Origin of the sequence: Actinokineospora globicatena (genome assembly GCF_024171945.1) — a bacterium.
Classification (GTDB): domain Bacteria; phylum Actinomycetota; class Actinomycetes; order Mycobacteriales; family Pseudonocardiaceae; genus Actinokineospora; species Actinokineospora globicatena.
The window spans coordinates 2,877,270-2,893,319 of the sequence record NZ_JAMTCR010000002.1 but is presented as its reverse complement, the minus strand read 5'-3'; the positions used below and the strand labels follow the sequence as shown (position 1 = coordinate 2,893,319).

12 protein-coding genes are annotated in these 16,050 nt (G+C 70.1%); 7 read left to right on the top strand and 5 right to left on the bottom strand.

Features of this window, described 5'->3' with window-relative positions:
• The first annotated feature begins 41 nt into the window (after positions 1-41).
• The 3 genes from LV79_RS12865 to LV79_RS12855 all read left to right on the top strand — a co-directional run bounded on the left by LV79_RS12865 (position 42) and on the right by LV79_RS12855 (position 2,148).
• Complete coding sequence (locus LV79_RS12865) at positions 42-530, top strand: MarR family winged helix-turn-helix transcriptional regulator (protein WP_253835376.1); 489 nt, start codon at positions 42-44, stop codon at positions 528-530.
• Positions 527-1,243 carry a DsbA family oxidoreductase gene (locus LV79_RS12860; RefSeq protein ID WP_253835375.1) on the top strand — a complete coding sequence of 239 codons (717 nt, stop codon included), beginning with the start codon at positions 527-529 and terminating at the stop codon, positions 1,241-1,243. The genes LV79_RS12865 and LV79_RS12860 overlap by 4 nt, the downstream gene beginning before the upstream one ends.
• 104 nt (positions 1,244-1,347) lie before the next feature.
• A complete protein-coding gene (locus tag LV79_RS12855) occupies positions 1,348-2,148 on the top strand; it encodes an ATP-binding protein (RefSeq protein WP_253835373.1) in 801 nt (266 codons plus the stop codon).
• 62 nt (positions 2,149-2,210) lie between these two features.
• On the opposite strand, the gene LV79_RS12850 is transcribed toward LV79_RS12855, so the two are convergent.
• Positions 2,211-3,578, bottom strand: coding sequence for an SdrD B-like domain-containing protein (locus LV79_RS12850; RefSeq protein ID WP_253835371.1), 1,368 nt, complete (start codon positions 3,576-3,578; stop codon positions 2,211-2,213).
• Positions 3,579-3,785: 207 nt separating this feature from the next.
• Here LV79_RS12850 and LV79_RS12845 point away from each other — a divergent pair, with 207 nt between their 5' ends.
• Positions 3,786-4,907: a hypothetical protein gene (locus LV79_RS12845; protein ID WP_253835370.1), complete on the top strand. Its 1,122-nt coding sequence runs from the start codon at positions 3,786-3,788 to the stop codon at positions 4,905-4,907.
• Here the strand turns inward: LV79_RS12845 and LV79_RS34420 are convergent.
• Positions 4,896-6,068, bottom strand: a complete 1,173-nt coding sequence (locus LV79_RS34420; protein ID WP_253835367.1) for an aKG-HExxH-type peptide beta-hydroxylase — start codon at positions 6,066-6,068, stop codon at positions 4,896-4,898. The two genes, LV79_RS12845 and LV79_RS34420, sit on opposite strands and share 12 nt — an antisense overlap.
• Positions 6,065-7,174 (bottom strand): FxsB family cyclophane-forming radical SAM/SPASM peptide maturase, encoded by a 1,110-nt coding sequence (locus LV79_RS12835; RefSeq protein ID WP_253835365.1) that lies wholly within the window; start codon positions 7,172-7,174, stop codon positions 6,065-6,067. Before LV79_RS12835 ends, LV79_RS34420 begins: the two co-directional genes overlap by 4 nt.
• A gap of 298 nt (positions 7,175-7,472) precedes the next feature.
• Here LV79_RS12835 and fxsA point away from each other — a divergent pair, with 298 nt between their 5' ends.
• From fxsA to LV79_RS12820, 3 genes are all read left to right on the top strand, one after another.
• A complete protein-coding gene (fxsA, locus tag LV79_RS12830; protein ID WP_253835363.1) occupies positions 7,473-7,643 on the top strand; it encodes an FxSxx-COOH cyclophane-containing RiPP peptide in 171 nt (56 codons plus the stop codon).
• Positions 7,640-11,362, top strand: a complete 3,723-nt coding sequence (fxsT, locus tag LV79_RS12825; protein WP_253835361.1) for an FxSxx-COOH system tetratricopeptide repeat protein — start codon at positions 7,640-7,642, stop codon at positions 11,360-11,362. Before fxsA ends, fxsT begins: the two co-directional genes overlap by 4 nt.
• Positions 11,363-11,433: 71 nt before the next feature.
• Complete coding sequence (locus LV79_RS12820; protein ID WP_253835359.1) at positions 11,434-12,366, top strand: hypothetical protein; 933 nt, start codon at positions 11,434-11,436, stop codon at positions 12,364-12,366.
• A gap of 433 nt (positions 12,367-12,799) precedes the next feature.
• Here LV79_RS12820 and LV79_RS12815 read toward each other — a convergent pair whose 3' ends face one another.
• Both LV79_RS12815 and LV79_RS12810 read right to left on the bottom strand, forming a co-directional pair.
• Positions 12,800-15,013: a hypothetical protein gene (locus tag LV79_RS12815; RefSeq protein ID WP_253835357.1), complete on the bottom strand. Its 2,214-nt coding sequence runs from the start codon at positions 15,011-15,013 to the stop codon at positions 12,800-12,802.
• Complete coding sequence (locus LV79_RS12810) at positions 15,010-15,936, bottom strand: ATP-binding protein (protein ID WP_253835355.1); 927 nt, start codon at positions 15,934-15,936, stop codon at positions 15,010-15,012. The genes LV79_RS12815 and LV79_RS12810 overlap by 4 nt, the downstream gene beginning before the upstream one ends.
• Between the last annotated feature and the right edge of the window lie 114 nt (positions 15,937-16,050).

Here is a 16,050-nt window from a genome sequence, read left to right as displayed (position 1 = left end):
ACAGATATGTGCGGACGCACGCAATCGCCTACACTCCTCCCATGCGACTCCCCCTGCGCACCGACGACCTCGGCATCGAGGCGTGGCGGTCCGTGCTGCTGGCCTCCAACGCGGCCCTGCGCGCGATCGAGGCCGAGCTGGACAGGGCGGGCACCGTCCCGCTGACCTGGTACGACGTGCTGCTCGAGCTGCAGGCCGCCGAGGCGCCCGGGCTGCGGATGCGCGACCTGGCCGACCGGGTGGTGCTCAGCCGCACCCGGGTGAGCAGGCTGGTCGACGAGATGGCCGCCGACGGCCTGGTCCGCAAGGAGACCGACGGCAACGACCGCCGGGTGGTCTGGGCGGTGCTCACCGACGCGGGCCGCACCGCGTTCCGCCGGGCCGTCCCGGTGTACCTCGGCGGCATCGAGAAGCACTTCGCCGCGCACCTGACCGACGAGGAGAAGCAGATCATCGCCACCGGCCTGCTCAAGGTCGCGCACGCCCACCGCACGGGGGCCTGCGAACCAGCCAGAGAGGACGCACCGTGAGCACCGACCCGCGCCTGCCCGCCACCCCCGACACGGTCGTGGTGTTCAGCGACCTCAACTGCTCGTTCGCCCACCTGGGGGTGTTCCGGCTGCACGCGGCCAGGCGCCGGTTGGGCCTGGTGGGGCGGCTGCGGTTCGACCACCGCGCGTTCCCGCTGGAGCTGTTCAACCACTCGGTCAACGAGCGGCCCGGCGTGGACTCGGAGATCGCCGTGGTCGGGGCCCTGGAACCCGAGGCGGGCTGGCGGCTGTGGCAAGGCCCGGACTGGACCTACCCGGTGACCACGCTGCCCGCGCTGGAGGCCGTGCAGGCGGCGAAGGCGCAGGGGCTGCCCGCCAGCGAGGCCCTGGACCTGGCGCTGCGCGTCGCGTTCTGGGCCGAGGGCCGGACCATCTCGATGCGCCACGTCATCCTGGAGGTCGCGCGGGAGACGGGCGCGGTGGACGTCTCGGCGCTGGCCGAGGCGCTCGACGACGGCCGGGCCAGGCGCGCGGTGATGGACCAGTTCGCGGCGGCGGGCTCCGGCAGGGTCAACTGCAGCCCGCACGTGTTCCTGCACGACGGGACCAACGAGGCCAACCCCGGGGTGACCGCCAGGTGGGTGAACGGCGACTTCGGCGTCGGCTTCCCGGTGATCGACACCGACGACCCGGCCGCGTACGACCGGCTGCTCACCCGGGCGGCGGACCTGCTCGACGCCTCGGCCGCCTAGCCCCGGTCCACTGTGGAGGTGCGGCGGGATCTCTTGATCACCGACCGCCGGTGGTATTGGATCGGCGTGCAGGCTCGCTCGGCACGCGGACCAGGGACGGGCACATGACCCACGCGCGGTGGACCAACCCGTTCACCGCCGCGGCGCTGCCCCTGGTCGAGCGGCCCGACCTGCTCGGGCTGGTCGCCGAGATCGACCACTTCGCCGCCGGGTTCACCCGCTTCACCGACTCGTTCGCCCGCTCCTACACCCGTGACCCGGCCCGGTTGGTGCTGGTCACCGGCCCGTCCGGCTGCGGGAAGTCGACTCTCGCGCAGCGGTGCGCCCGGTGGCTGCTCGACAACGCCGACGGGGTGGTGTGCGTCGACCTGTCACATGAGCCGGTAGCGCTGACGGTGCGGGAACGGATCGACGCTGTCTGCCGCCAGTTGGCCGCACGGTTCGACGTCTCTTCGGACGATCCCCGACAGGTCCTCGACGAGATCGATGCCGTGCTCCCCGACGACGCGCTCTTGGTCGTGCTGTTGCCTCCGGTAGAGCTACCTGCCGAACTTCGCTGGTACGCGGGCGCCGCACGAGAGCGGATGATCCTGTTCACCGAGTCATCCCACCTCCGCGAGGCCCCGGACGACGTCACCACGTTGCCTCTTGGGCCTCTCACACCGGGAGACGTCGACCGCTTCGTCACCGCCCGCCTCAACGCGGCACACCCCACAATCCCGCCTCTTGCTCCATCCGCCATCGAGTGGATCGAACACCGCTGGTCCCCTGTAGGCCTTTCCGCCGACGCGCTCCGCCGCCTCTTGTACGAGGCCTACGAAGACGTCCGCCAGCGAGGCACCACGGAAGTCGACCTAGACGCCATCATGACCACCCGCCTCCGCCGCCTCTTAGACCCGCTATGACGTCCTTCGTGGACTCGGCGGCTTGACCCAGAGGGCCAAGCCGCCGTCGAACGGAGTCAGGGTCAGGCGGTCGCGGGCCTGGGGACACGGGTGACGCGTTCGGAGATCGGGTTGGGCCAGCCCTCGTAGACCTGGTGCCACGGGTTCCTGGCCTCGGCGAACTGCCACGGCTTGTCGAGGCGCAGGACGTAGGTGCCGGTGGGCACGTTGCGGATGTCGAGGCGGCCGTCCGGGCCGGTGAGGCCGTTGACGATGGCCTTGCCCGACTGGGAGTCGACCAGAGTCACGCGAGCCCCCTGCACACCCTCACCCGGACTCGCGGTGAGGTCGCCGTCGCGGTCCTCGTAGACCACGCCTTCGACGGTGCCCACGGCGCCCGGGACCTTCGCGGTGTCCTCCGCCTCGGGGGTGCCGTCGGAGATCCGTTGGATGAAGCCGCACTCGGCGAAGACGAACCCGGCCTTGCGACCCTCGGGCGGGATGATCGACCAGACCTTGTACGTGCGCTTGGTGCCCGCCGGGATCGTCGCTCCACTGTAGAGCGCGCCCCAGCCCTCGGCGGTCGCGCGCAGCCCCCACTCGTGACCGACGCGGTTGCACCACGCGGTGACACCTGTCAGCGGGCGGGCACTCCGGTTGAACAAGGTGATCGTGATGGTCGCGCGCTCCCCCGGCTGGTAGGTCTTCCGGTCGAAACGCAGCGTTGCGGTAAGGCTCTCCGAGAGCGGGCGCTCCACGAAGATCTGGTAGTCCTTACCTGCCCGGCCGACGAACTGGGGCTCGGGCTGCGCGACGAACTCGATCAGCCCTTCGAGACGCATGTGGTACTCGCCTGTGGTGATGCCGCGGAACTCGTAGTACCCACTGGCATTGGTCGACGTGGTGTGCCGAACGCCCGCGCGGTAGTTGTCGATAGTGACCGTGACGCCCGCGCGGCCCTCTTCAGGTGCTAGGACGCCGTCGGCGTTGCTGTCGTAGCCAATCCTGCCGGTCAAGTCGCCGGTCGTGGCCGCGACTGGCGCGGATAGACGCACCCTCTTGAAGACGGGTGCCCCCTCAACCTGGACATCGATATTGGCCACACCGTCTGAGGTGTCTTCTAGGTAGTCCGCGCCGCTGATCCGGTAGGACTCACCTGGCGCCAAGACCTTGCCCGGCCCCCAGCGGTCCATCTCCCTCGCCCACGGGCCGTTGAAGTAGGTGTCACCAGACGCCCACGCGCGGAGCGCCGGAGTGGGTTCGGCCCCGTTGTTGGTAACGGTGACAGTCAGGGTTACCCGGTCGCCGGTGTCGTAGGCCGCTTTGTCGAGCGTGGCGACGACGGCTACATCCTCCGGGTCCACGGCGGCGGTCGCGGTGGCTGGTGCGAGGGTCAGGGCTATCGGGATCGCCGCCAGGACGGCGATCAGTCGGGACGTGGATCTGGCCATGTTCTCCCCAAGTGGTTGGTGCTCTTGGGGTACAGGGTGCCGTGACCGCGACGGGGCGTCAGGTGTTCTGCCGGGCCAGGGAAGGCGTTCACCTGTTCGGCCGGACGGGTTGCGCTGTTGGGGCACCGGGAGGGTGGTGGGCCGCGATATCATCAGGTGTCCGCCGACCTCGAATCGGCCGGTGGCGGTCTCGCCCAAGGGGATGCGATGTCGCAGTCGAGTGGGAATCGCCTGCCGTTGGCGGTTCTGGGTGTCACCGTGGTGTGCTGGGCGGTCGCGGGGCTGACCGGGATAAGCGGTGTGCACACGGGCGCGGCGTACCACCTGTTCGTCATGGCCCTGCTCGCTGTCGGCCTCTATGGCAGCACGCGCGGGATCGCGTTGGACGAGCTGCGCGGCAACATCGGTGTGGTGGTGCTCGCGGTGACGGTCGGTGTGCTGGCCAAGACCGCGCTCATCGCCGGGGTGATGTACCTGGTCGATTCGCGGCCGGTCAGCCTGGTGCTCGGGGTGGCGGTCGCGCAGATCGATCCGCTGTCGGTGGCCGCGACGTTGAACCGGCGGATGTCCGGGCGCGCCAAGTCGATCCTGTCCGCGTGGGCCGCGTTCGACGACCCGGTGACCGTGCTGATGGTCGTGTACCTCTCCGCGTTCGCGCTGGGCACCCCCGGTGTGCTGTCGTCCGGGCTGGCCGACCTCGGCACCAGCCTGCTGCTCAACGCCGCGTTCGCCGTCGCCGCGATCGAGCTGTGGTTCGTGTTCCGGTCCCGGCTGGTCCCGGTGGGCATGGTCCCGATGGGCACAGTCCTGGTGCTCGCCTTCGCCGTGGTCGCGGTGACGCAGGGCCTGATGCTCGGTGTCGCGCTCGCGGGCCTGGTGGTGCGGCCGTTCGCGGGTCACCCCAGGGCCGAGCGGGTTCTCGAGAAGGCCCTGACCGGCGCGTTGCTGCTGGCCGGGGTGGCGCTGGGCGTGGTGCTGGCGGGCACGGTCGGACCGGGGTCGATGGGGTTGCTGCTCAAGGGCCTGCTGCTCGGTGTGGCCGCGTTCGGGGCGCAGGTCGTGGTGGGATCGCTCATCGCCATCCGGATGAGCCGCTACGACCGGTGGTGCCTGGCGCTCAGCCAGCAGAACGGGCTGACCGCGATCGTGCTGGCACTGCTGCTGGAGCCGAGTTTCCCGGGCACGGTCGCCGTGGTCGGTCCGGCGATCGTCGTCACGTACCTGCTGTTCACCGCCGGTGGGCACGTCCTGGACCGGATTCCGCTGGATCGGACACCGCAGACGCTCCCGTTCCCCACCATCCCATCGGTGGGCAAGTCAGCCGCCTGACGCCCACCGCTGCCGGTGCTCGGCCAACAGCCGAGTGGCAGTGCGCAGATCCGAGGCCGGAACGGCTTCACTCAGCCAAACCTGCACGCGATCTCTTATCCCGCAGACGAACCGATGGCCGAGCGGTGTAAGAGCGCCGCTGTCGAGCAACATCTGACTCACCGTCCATGTCGCCTCGCGCCACCGAGCGAACTCTTGGTGCGCCCGCGCTGATTCGGCTAACTGCCTCCGTTCGCGCCAGAACCCGGCGATGGCGAGATGTGCGTAGGCGCCGTGCAGCAGACCCGCGACCGGGCGGGGATCGGTGCGCCATGGGGCGTAGAACAGTCTGTCGTCTGCGGTGTCGAACAGCGGGAAGAGGTCCATCAGCACGGTCAGCTTCGCGTGGTGCACTTCGTGCGCGAGCGTCACCGCCATCATCTCGGCGTCAGCGCTAAGGGACAGGAACACACACCCCAACGCGTCCCCAACGGTCGCGCTGGCCTCACCAACGTCTGACGGCTCTAGCGGCGTCACAGCCGAGACAAGCTCAGCCAACTCCGCAGCCACAACCGGATGGTCAGTCGCTAGTAGCTCCCACGCCGCCTCCAGCCGCTCCTGCCACAACGCAAAGTCAGGTCTAACGGCAAGCCCTAGCCCGTCGGGGAGCAACCCTCGCGGCCATCCACCGAAGGTCCATCGCACTCCCGGGGCCATGCGCACCGCCGGGAATGGCGTCCAACGCAACCGATCCGTCCTCGCACGTCCGACGATCGGTTCGACGGTACCCAACGAAGGCAACACTGTCGTGGGCGCGGTGAACAACAACTCGACCACGACTCCAGCCCGGATCGCGGCCGCCGCGGCGATCTGCGCGAGGCATCCGGGGGTCGACTCCCCACGATCACCGCGCAGCAGAGCCGCCGTCGCCCACAGCCCCACGGCTGGATCGTCCAGCACCCGGGTCACCGCGCCCGGATCGTGTGCGCGCAGGTCACCGAGCACCGCGAACGCTTGCGCGGCCGCGGGGTCCCGGTCGGTCGCGAGCAACCGCAGGAACGCCAACGTCCGACTGCGCCGCGCCGACACCAGCGCCCGTGCGACCTCCCGCCCACCACCTCCCCCGGCCAGGTCGTCGAACACCGCCTCGGTCACGGTGTGCCAGGCCAGGTCGGCGGTCACGTCAAGGCCGCGAGGTCGTGGGCGAGGCGCGCCCGTACATGGCTGGTCAACCGGAACAGGTCTTGGCAGTAGACCGACGGGTTCTCGAAGCCCTCGCCTGCCCGGTAGCGGTGCGCGGGATGTCCACCACCGCAGGCCGCGACGACCGGACAGGCTAAGCACTCCGAAGCGAGTCTCGGCGTCGGTAGGACTACCGCGTCGAATGGGTCGGTGGCGACGTTGAGCCCGGTATCAACGGCGTCCGGTTGCACTGCCGCGACGATGTCCGACAGCTCGATCGCGCCGTCCGTGGCCACCACCAGCGGCGGTGAGGCCTGCTCACCCAGCCCCTCGACCCCGGAGGTCCCGCCCAGCCACAGGGTGATCACCTCGGCGAACTGCCGCACCACCGTGCGCGGCGGCGACTCCCCGTACCACTGGTCGAACACCGGGATCAGCCAGTCGGCGTACGGGGCCGCCGGGTCACCGGGGTGCCGACCGGGCGGCGGGGCGCTCCAACTGCCGTGCGGGAGCAGGAAGTCGACCACCGGCGGGTCGAACCGGAGCAGTTCCCGGTAGGTCGCCAGCGGATCGACGGCCAGGTCGACCACGCACAGCAGCCCGGCGAACAGGTGCCGGAAATCAGGGCCGGTCAGTGTCCCCAGCGCCGCCGTGACCGCGTCATGACTTCCGCGGCCATCACGTCGGGTGCGATGTCGGTCATGTCCGGCTTTTGTCCCGTCGAGGCTCACCCCGACCCGGACGCCCCACTCGGCGAACAGACCCAGGAATCGCTCGTCCAACCGCATCCCATTGGTCTGCACGGTGAATGCGACGCGCGCCGGAACCCGGTCCGTCGCGGCCCGCAACAACGACTCGATCCGCGCGTGCCCGGCCAGCAACGGTTCCCCGCCGTGCAGCACGATGTCGACCTGGTCGAGATCGTGCGCGCGCACGTGCTCGGCGACGCGGCTGACCAGGTCGTGCGCGGTGGACTCGGACATCACCGCGGGCTGCGCGCGCCACCGCCGGTCGGCCATCTCGTAGACGTAGCAGTAGTCGCAGGCCAGGTCGCAGCGGCTGTGCAGCTTCACGACGAACTGGCGCGTCGGCGGTCGTGCCCGCATCTGCGCTCCCCGTCCGTCGTCCGTGTGTCCCCGCGCACCGAACCCCCGGGCGGCGCGCGGCGGCCCGGGTTCGCCCCCCATGTAACACGGCCGGGGCGGGTCGGGGTGTCGGCTGATCGGTGTATCTTCGCCCCGCGTGACCACTCCGCGACGCACCGGCCGATAGGGTCGGCGAAGGAGGCGCCCGATCGGCGGTTCGACCGGATCGGGCAGCGCGCTGGTGCGCCAGGGTTCGCCAAAGGGGGTGCGGATGGACGGCACAGCGGCCCCGCCGACCCCTTTCCCCGGGGAATCAGGGGTGTTGCGTTCCCACCTGCTCGACGTTTCCGCTATCGATTTCGCGAAGCTGGCAGCACTACCGGAGTGCGTGCTGCGGGAATCGCTGGCAGGCGTGCTCGGTCAACTCGCCGCGGCGCCCACCCGGTACCAGGCACACCAGAGCTCACTGTCGGGCGGACCGACCGGGTGAGGGCGGAGGGGGACGCGATGGGCCTACCGGGGAGCAGCGGTCAGGCCGTCGTGACCGTGTTCGTGTCCGTGGTGGACAACGCGGGTCGCGTGGACGCGGTCGCCAACCTGTGCGGTGTGCTTGCCGGAGCCGGTCGGCGGGTTCTGGTGCTCGACTGGTCCGATGAGTTGACCTCGGTGCGCGACTACCTGCGGGTCTTCCACACGGGTCGGCAGGCGTGTCCGGACCAGGTGTGGGCGGCAGCGCAAGCGGTCGGCGGTACGGCTAGCGGGCGGGTGCGTGATCAGCGCGAACTGGCATCCCACGTGGTGCCGAGCCTGTCCGGGTCGATAGACGTGCTCTCTCTTGTTGACGGGCTGCCGTCTCTTAGGCATACGACCGTCGATGAGCACGCCCTTACGGATCTGCGGCAGACGCTAACCGCAGCCGACTACGACGACGTGTTGGTAGCGCTGCCCTCTGGTGGTCACAGCGCCACCCTGCGCGCGGCAAGCGTTCTGGGCGACACGGTTGTGGTGTGTTTCGAGCCTCTAGTTCCGACGCTGGGTGCTGCCGTCGACACGGTGGACGTGGTGCGTCGGTCGGCGCCGCTGCGGGTCGACATCGTTGTCGCGGCCACGCGGTTCCGCGTCGACGATGCCGAGCACCGGGTCAACGGGCTGCGCACGGCGATCCGACAGGCGTTCGGCCCGGTGTTGCCACCTCGTTCGCGGCTGACTGACCCGTACGTAGAGCTGCCCGAGTTGTCTTACGTGACTTCAGCACCCTTGCTCGCGGTCGTCGCGGAAGAGGCCGACGACCTGTGGTCGCGGTATGTGCGGCTGGCGACGATGGTTGACGCTGACCGTGGTGTGGCGCCGGAGCGGGTAAGCGATCTGGTGCGCGGGCGGTACCGCCGAGTGGCTGGGATCGACGTCGGTGACGAGCAACGCGTCGTAGTCACGGCGGAACCGGCGCTGCGCCCGTGGGTCGACTGGGTGGCGGCAGAGTTGGCCGAGGTCAATGTGTCCGTGTGCGCCGCGGATGCGGCCGATGCGGGCGACCTGCCTCTGGTGCGGATCGTGGCCTTGGGTGCCGAGGTCGTCGACGGTGACAGGGCTGACATCGTGCTGCATCCGGTTAGCGTGCCAGGCGGGCGGATCAGCGAGGCGATGCTCAAGACCGTGCGCGACAGGGTCGACTCGGTGCGGGAGCGGTTGTTCTCCGGTCTGGGCTATCCGACGCCGCCGCTGCCACCGGATGTCCCGCCGAAGGTGCCCGGCCTGCCGTCTGTCGTGTTTGGCCTACCGGCGTCCAGTGCTCGTTTCGGCCACCGTGACGCGGAGTTGGACCGACTTCGGGCTGCTCTTCCGCCGTCCGACGGGGTCACGACGGTAGCGCTAACAGGCGCGCACGGCGTTGGTAAGTCCGAACTCGCGCTCGCCTACGCGCACCGCAACGCGTTCGCGTACGACGTGGTGTGGTGGCTACCGGCCCATGAACCGCAAGCGGCCTTGGTGCAGCTCGCGGAGCTGGCGAGTCGACTACGAGCCGAGCCGGAACACTACGGCAGCATGGCCGCGCTCGACCGACTAGCCACGGACACCTCTATGCGGTTCCTGCTGGTCTATGACGGCGTTCCTGGCGTCTCGGCAATCGCGGACCTGCTCCCCAAGGGCGGCCGGGGCCACGTGATCGTCACCGTCGCGGCCGTCGATGAGCGCGACCTGGTGGACACAGAGCTACCGGTGACCGGGCTGTCCTCGGAGCAAGGGGCAGCGCTGGTCCGCCGGGGCGCGTCAGGGCTGACCGTCGAGCTTGCCGTAGAGATCGCCGCCGAACTCGACCACTGGCCGCTGGCGCTGAACCTGGCCGCGTGCTGGCTCGGTGAGCGGGTCAGGGTGCTGACCGACGGCACGCGTGAGAGCTACCTGGACATCTATGAAGCTGCCGAGCGGGCGGGCGCGGACCTCTTGGCCCGGCTGCGCGCCGACACCGCTGGTCCGACTGCTATCCACCGGATGGCCCGGCTGACGCTGGCCACGGCCCGCGAGCACGACCCGGCGGGGCGGGCTCCGGTCGACCGGCGGTTGGGCGCGGTGGCGGCGCTGGTGGCCGAGTTCGGCGCGTTCCTGTCGCCGCTGGGGGCCGCGCTCGACCTGGTGCGGTCGCTGCCGTGGCGGGCCGAGCTGGGCGCGGGGGTCGACGGCGACACCGATGAGCTGCTGGTGTTCCCGCCGGTGATCGACCGGGCGCTGTGGCTGGGTGAGCGGTATGGGCTCTTCGAGGTCGACTGGGGCCGCGAGCGGGTGCGCGTCGGTGACGTGCTGCGGTCCACCATCGCCGAGCTGATCGACCCGTCGACCAGGCAGGCGCGGCGGTCGGCGGTGCTGCGGGCGTTGGCCGGTTACGCGCCGTTCGAGGTGACGGCCGCACACCGTGCCCGGTTCGTGGAGCTGGGCACCCACATCGGGCCGTCAGGGGCGACCGAGAGCGACGACCCGGCGGTGCGCCGGTGGCTGGTGAACCAGGCCCGGTTCTTCTTCGCCTTCGGCGGGGTCGGGGTCCGGCGGGCGGCGCTCGCCTCGGGCCAGGAGGTGTTCGAGTCGTGGACGACGCGCTTCGGCGAGCAGGACGAACTGCGCCTGCGGATGGGTACCCAGCTGGCCAACCTGCGCCGCGAGCTGGGTGACCGCGACGGCGCGCTGGCGCTGGACGAGTCCGTGCTGCGGGTGCAGAAGCGGGTCCACGGCGTCGCCGATCCCCGAACCCTGGCCACCGCCCGCGACCGGGGCGGCAACCTGCGCGGCCTCGGCCGCTTCGCCGACGCGCTGGTCCAGGACACGGTGACCCGACAGCACCACGGCGAGGTGCTCGGCCCGGACCACCCGGAGACCCAGTGGGCCACCAACAACCTCGCGGTGTCCCAGTTCCTCGCGGGTGACGCGGAAGCAGCGCTACGCACCCAACGCTCCCACCTGGAACGTCTGGCCCGCCTCTATGGCGACGCCCATAAGGACACCGTGTGGGCGCTGGGTAAGGCCGGGATTTACGCGAGCCAGTTAGGTCTACCGGAGGCCGAGGCGTACCTGGAAGAGGCCAGCAGGCAGGCCAGACACACGCACTGGGGTGACCTCCAACTACGCGGCAGCATGGAGTGGCACCTAGGCATCGCCAAACGCTCCCGCGACCCCAGGTCCGCCCGCGCAGACATCACCAACGCCTTGCGCCACCTGACTTCCGTCCGCCGCGACACCCACCCGGACCGCTTCGCCTGCATGCTGTCCCTCGCCGCAACCCAGCGCGTCTACGGCTGGGAACCCGCCGAAACCGAACGCCTAGCCCGGTCAGCACTAACAGGCTTGGTCGACACTATCGGCTTGGTTGACACCCACCCGTTCGTCGCCCTAGGACGCCTAGGCCTAGCCCTCGCCCTCCGAGCCCGCGGCGCGTTCGACAACGCCCTATTCGAAACCCAAACCGCTTGCACGGCACTAGAATCCACCCTAGGCCGCGCCCACCCGTGGACTCTTAGCGCAACGGTGAACCTAGCCGCCGTCACCGCCTCTTCCGGCAACCGCCCCGGCGCCGCAACCATCGCCACCGCCGCCCTCAACACCTGCGAGGAATACCTCCCCCTGGACCACCCCATCACCCAAACCGCGTCCACCAACGCACACACAGCCGAGGGCACCACCGGAACCTGGCAGGTACTCGATGTCGACATCCCCCAGATCTGACCAGCCGTGGCCAGCCGGACTCGCCACGACAGCACGGCATCGCGGAAGGCAGCCATCCGAAAAGGTGAGCGATGTCGACGTCTCCCGGATCTGACCTGACCTGGCGGGTCGAGACTGCCGACGAGCACGCGGAGGTCCCCGCCGCACTGCCCGCGCGGCTGCGCGACGCCGTCACCGCGGCCCCCGGGTTGGACTGCGTCGGCTTCTTCGACCAGGACGACTTCGTCTACGGCCTCAACCGGCTGTCGGGCGCGGGTCGGTGGGAAGCGTTGCTGCGCCTGGGTGTCCACCTGGCCGTGGCGTGGCGTGGGCTGGACCGGGACCTGCAACCGCTGCGCACCGGCAGGCTGATCCGCACCGTGCTCGACGCCGAGGCGGGCGCGGTGTTCTGCGAGACCGTCCGGCCCGGCAGGCACGTGATCGGCACCGTCGCGAGCGCGACCTCCGCGGCCGACCGGGAACGAGCCGACGCGGCCCTCACCACCGTCGTCGACCACCTCCGCACCGCCGACCGCCTCCCCACCCAGAACCCCGGCGCGTTCACCGACGAGGGCCCCGAAATCCCCTCGACCGCCGAGCGCGTCCTCCACACCACCGGCCCCTCGGACCTCCTGGCGCCGCTACTCCCCGCCATCCGCCTCGACGGCCTCCACGCCATCGCCTACTACACCCGAGGCACCCAACTGGCCACCGCCGACTGCTTCGACTCCCCCCACCTGGCCCAGTTCCACCACCTGGCCACCCCCACCGACCGCCGCGCCCTCTACACCACCCTCGGCCACGACCTGGCCGCCCTCGCCACCCACCTCAACCAAGCCACCGCAGAAGCCCTGGGCGGCCCCCTCCACCGCATAGTCCTCGACGTCCAACAAGGCGCCATCTACTACCGCCGCCTCCCCCGCCAGCACTACCTGGTAGGCCTCACCCTCGACCAAACCCAAGTCCGCCAAGCCGACCATCAGATGCACGCCCTGGCCCACCACCTCTCCACCACCCCCGCCTAGCCCTCACGGCCACCCCAGGCCCGCTCTCCCCGCCCAGTTCCACAACTCGTCTCAAACCCCACAACGCCCGCCCGCCCCAACCAGTCCTCCCATCCACGGCTGGCCCGGCCACATCACCCCACCCCAGACCGCCCCAACCGCCTCACAAGCCCCCACACTCCGCCCACACCGCGCCCCGCCCACACCGCCTCGCGCGCGCGAAAGCCCCGAGCCCGGCCCCCACCCTCTCCGGGGGGCGTCCCTGGGCCAGTCTACCGGGACCCACCGACAGTCGATCTTGAACCGACCCCCGCAGAGATCCACATGTGGATAACTTCTGTCACCCAGAAGACGGAAGTTGAGAGGCGGCCCAAAGCGCAGATCCGCTGGTAGACAACGAGATGCGGGCGCGCAGGCCAGAGGGTGAGGGGCCGAGCGGACAAAGTGGGGGTTGTCAGCGGTTGGTGACCGCGTCCAGGGCGGCTTCGCGGACGCGGAAGCTGAAGTCGAGGAGGGCGCGTTCGGCGCGTTGGCGGGTGGGGCCTGCGAGGAGGCCTGCGCGGACCAGGTCGGCTAGGGCGCCTCGGGAGGGGAGGGAGTCGGTGATGTTGTCGTAGGTGTCGCACATGCGGTCGAGCAGGTCGCGGGCGCGGGTGTCCACACGGGAGCTGTTGGTGCGGTACCACTGCGAGAGCACCAGGCGGAAGGTTTCGATGACCTGTCGCAAAAGGACGGCTGAGCCCGTGGCGGCGACGATCCGTTGGTCGCGCAGCTCGACCACCAGCGGGTCCGACGCCGTGATGACGTCGTGCGCGAAGGATTCCGGGGTCACGCGGATCGACGCAAGATCCGTGAGCGCGGCGGTCGCCTCGTCGAACAGGTCCGCCAGCGTCGGGGGCAGCACGCCGTCCGACGGGGCTTCGGCGGGGTGCACGGTCGCGGCGAGGTCATCCACGCGGCGGACCAGGACGTCGGCCAGTTCCCGTTGGCCGTTGGCGATGCGGGCGAGCCAGGTGTCGATCTGCCTGCGCAGCCCGCCGAGTTCGTCGGTGTCGTCGCGGCGCGGGAGCCGGGTGCGGGCGGACTCCAGCGCGGCGGTGACGTCGTCGGCGAGGCTGTGCGGGCGGACGACCAGCGGGTCGCGGTCGAGCACGTCGCGCACGCGCAGCACGGCGGTGTCGGTCGGCACCCCCACCACGACCACCACCACCTCGATCCCCGGCGCGGCGGCCCGCAGCGCAGCGACCCGGTCGAGCAGCCTGGCCACCTCCCCGTCCGCGAGCAGCGACGGCGCGAGCAGCAACGCGCATCCGCTGTCGAACTCCGGGAAGGTGATCCAGAAGTCGGCCCTGGCCAGCACCGACGCACCCAACATGTGGTCACGGTGCGGGTTCCAGCCCTGGCGCTCGGCCAGCCGCCAGATCTGCCCAACGACGTCGTCGAGGTTGGGCGCGCCGAACTCGTCAGCGGCGGCAGCCTGCAGGACCACCTCGTCGACGAGCACGTCCCGACCCGCCACGACCGACGCGTTGTCCGCCAGCCGGAAAGCCTTGCGGCACAACCTGATCACGTCACGGGCATACCCGCGGGTCAGCCGCCCGATAGTGCGCACAGCGACCTGGGTGAACGGCTCGATACCGTCCTGATCGAGCACGGACCGGTGCGACTCCAGCAAGAACTCGGTGATCTCGGCCTCGGTCAGCCCCGCGAGGTCGACCCGCACCGGAATCCGCGCCCGCACGGCCGGAGTCAACACTTCCCACACATCAGGAAGTCCACACAGGACCAAACAAGCCCCCGTGCGCGCACTAACGGCCAGCAGGTCTTGGAACCGGGCCATCAACGTGTCATTAGGACGGTGGTGCGCGGAGAAGATCTTGTCGAGTTCGTCGATCACGAGCACGAACCGGTTGCGCAGCCCGGAGAACAGCAGCGCGATGACCCGCAGCGCCTCCAGGGCAGCGAGCTCGTTGTCGATCCGACGCGTGATCCCCCGGTCGACCAGTATCTCGTCCGGTTCCCCCCCGGTCAGCCAGAGCCACACCGCGTCGTCGAAACCGTTGCGCAGCAACAGGGTCAGCACCGTGCTGAAGTCGTGGTCGCCGGTCACCCCGACCAGCGTCTCCTGGACCCGGCGCAGCAGCGCGCTCTCCAGCATGCCCAGCTCGCGGATGACCCGTTGCGGCGTCACCTGTCCAGCTGTCAACGCCTGTAGCGCATCGCCGGACAAGCCGGTCTCCTGCAACGACGCAGCGACCACATCCGCGTAGTAGTCCCGAACCTGGGTGACCAGCGCCTCCTTGGTCACCTCCCGCATGAACCGCAGGTACAGCGACAGGAAGTCCTCGGCGTTGGCGTCGAGGTAGATGGCCTTCGTCGACCCGCCGAGCGCGGCGCGGGCGCGGCGCACCAACCGGACCGCGAGGTGGGTCTTGCCCATCCCGTAGTTGCCGAGCAGCGCCATCACCACACCGGCGGACGCGGCGTTCTCGGGCTCGGCTTCCAAATAGTCGTCGAGCGTGCGGTACGCCCGGCGCATCGCGTCGGTCACCACGGTGACGTCAGCGGTCGCGGCGTCCCCGTCGATCAGCGACGTGGTGGCGACCGCCATCGCCGTGTAGGGGTTGCGCCTGCGCTCCCGCTCCGGGGTCGGATCGACGCCGCTCATGACTGGATTCCCCTGGTGTATCGATTCAGATCGTCGACGGTCACCGCGTAGGCCTCACTGTAGTTCACGGCTTCCCGGCGCAACATCTCGAACGTGCCGAGCAGGGTCCGCTGCAGGGTCTTCACCGACTTGGTGGCCACCAACTCGGCCACCGCGGTGTCATCAATCCCCGGGTACGGCCCCGCCGCGCGGTGCCGGTCGAGCCGGTCGCCGACGAACCGGGCCACGTCCGCCCTGGTCAGGGTCCGTAATCGCAGCACGATCGGCGGCCTGGTGTCCTCGAGCTCCAGTTCGATCTTGCGCACGTGCGCGTCGGTGAGCAGCGCCGACTCCGCGAGGTAGAGCACGCGCGGGCTGAGCATCCCGCTGGCGTAGACGTGGACCTCGCGCACGAGGTCGAGGTGGTCGGGCAACAGCACGACCAGCGCGAGGCTGGGGTCGAGCAGCGAGTCGAGCTCGGGCAGGATCAGGTCCGGGTCGCCCGACTTGAGCTCGGGGGCGTCCGGGTCGACCAACGCGTCCTCGTCGCGCAACACCTTGACCAGCTTCGCGCAGGCCCACCCGATGCGCTTGGCCACGCTGGAGGACTCCAGCGCCAGCGCGTGCCTGCGCAGGTCGACCACGATCACCTTGGCGCCCAACGCCTCCCGCAGCGCGTCGCGCACCCAGTTGGCGCACCGGTTGACCAGCGCGGTCTTGCCGCAGCCCGACTCGCCGAACGCCAGCACGTACCCGCCGGTGGTCAGGATGTCCTCGACCACGTCCGGCCACGTGGTGAGCCGTTCATATGCCCTGGCGCTGCCGCAGACGTCCACGTAGTGCTCTTCGTGTTCGGGGTCGTCGACGGGACGCAGGCTGACCATGGCCCTGCTCACGTGGCGCTGCGGTGGGACGAACGGGTTGAAGGGCGGCCGATCGGTCATCGCCGCACCCCGCTCCCCTCCGGTCGGCACCCGCGCGTGATCGTCACACCGGGGAAGCCCGATGCTACCGAGCGCACCCGCCGGTCGTCGCCCAGTCGGGGAAAGCAAGGGCAT

Bases quoted from the DNA above. Each gene is read 5' to 3' on its own strand.
- LV79_RS12865 (WP_253835376.1), top strand. From the start codon at position 42: ATGCGACTCCCCCTGCGCACCGACGACCTCGGCATCGAGGCGTGGCGG.
- LV79_RS12855 (WP_253835373.1), top strand. From the start codon at position 1,348: ATGACCCACGCGCGGTGGACCAACCCGTTCACCGCCGCGGCGCTGCCC.
- LV79_RS12850 (WP_253835371.1), bottom strand. From the start codon at position 3,578: ATGGCCAGATCCACGTCCCGACTGATCGCCGTCCTGGCGGCGATCCCG.
- LV79_RS12845 (WP_253835370.1), top strand. From the start codon at position 3,786: ATGTCGCAGTCGAGTGGGAATCGCCTGCCGTTGGCGGTTCTGGGTGTC.
- LV79_RS12835 (WP_253835365.1), bottom strand. From the start codon at position 7,174: ATGCGGGCACGACCGCCGACGCGCCAGTTCGTCGTGAAGCTGCACAGC.
- LV79_RS12820 (WP_253835359.1), top strand. From the start codon at position 11,434: ATGTCGACGTCTCCCGGATCTGACCTGACCTGGCGGGTCGAGACTGCC.
- LV79_RS12815 (WP_253835357.1), bottom strand. From the start codon at position 15,013: ATGAGCGGCGTCGATCCGACCCCGGAGCGGGAGCGCAGGCGCAACCCC.
- LV79_RS12810 (WP_253835355.1), bottom strand. From the start codon at position 15,936: ATGACCGATCGGCCGCCCTTCAACCCGTTCGTCCCACCGCAGCGCCAC.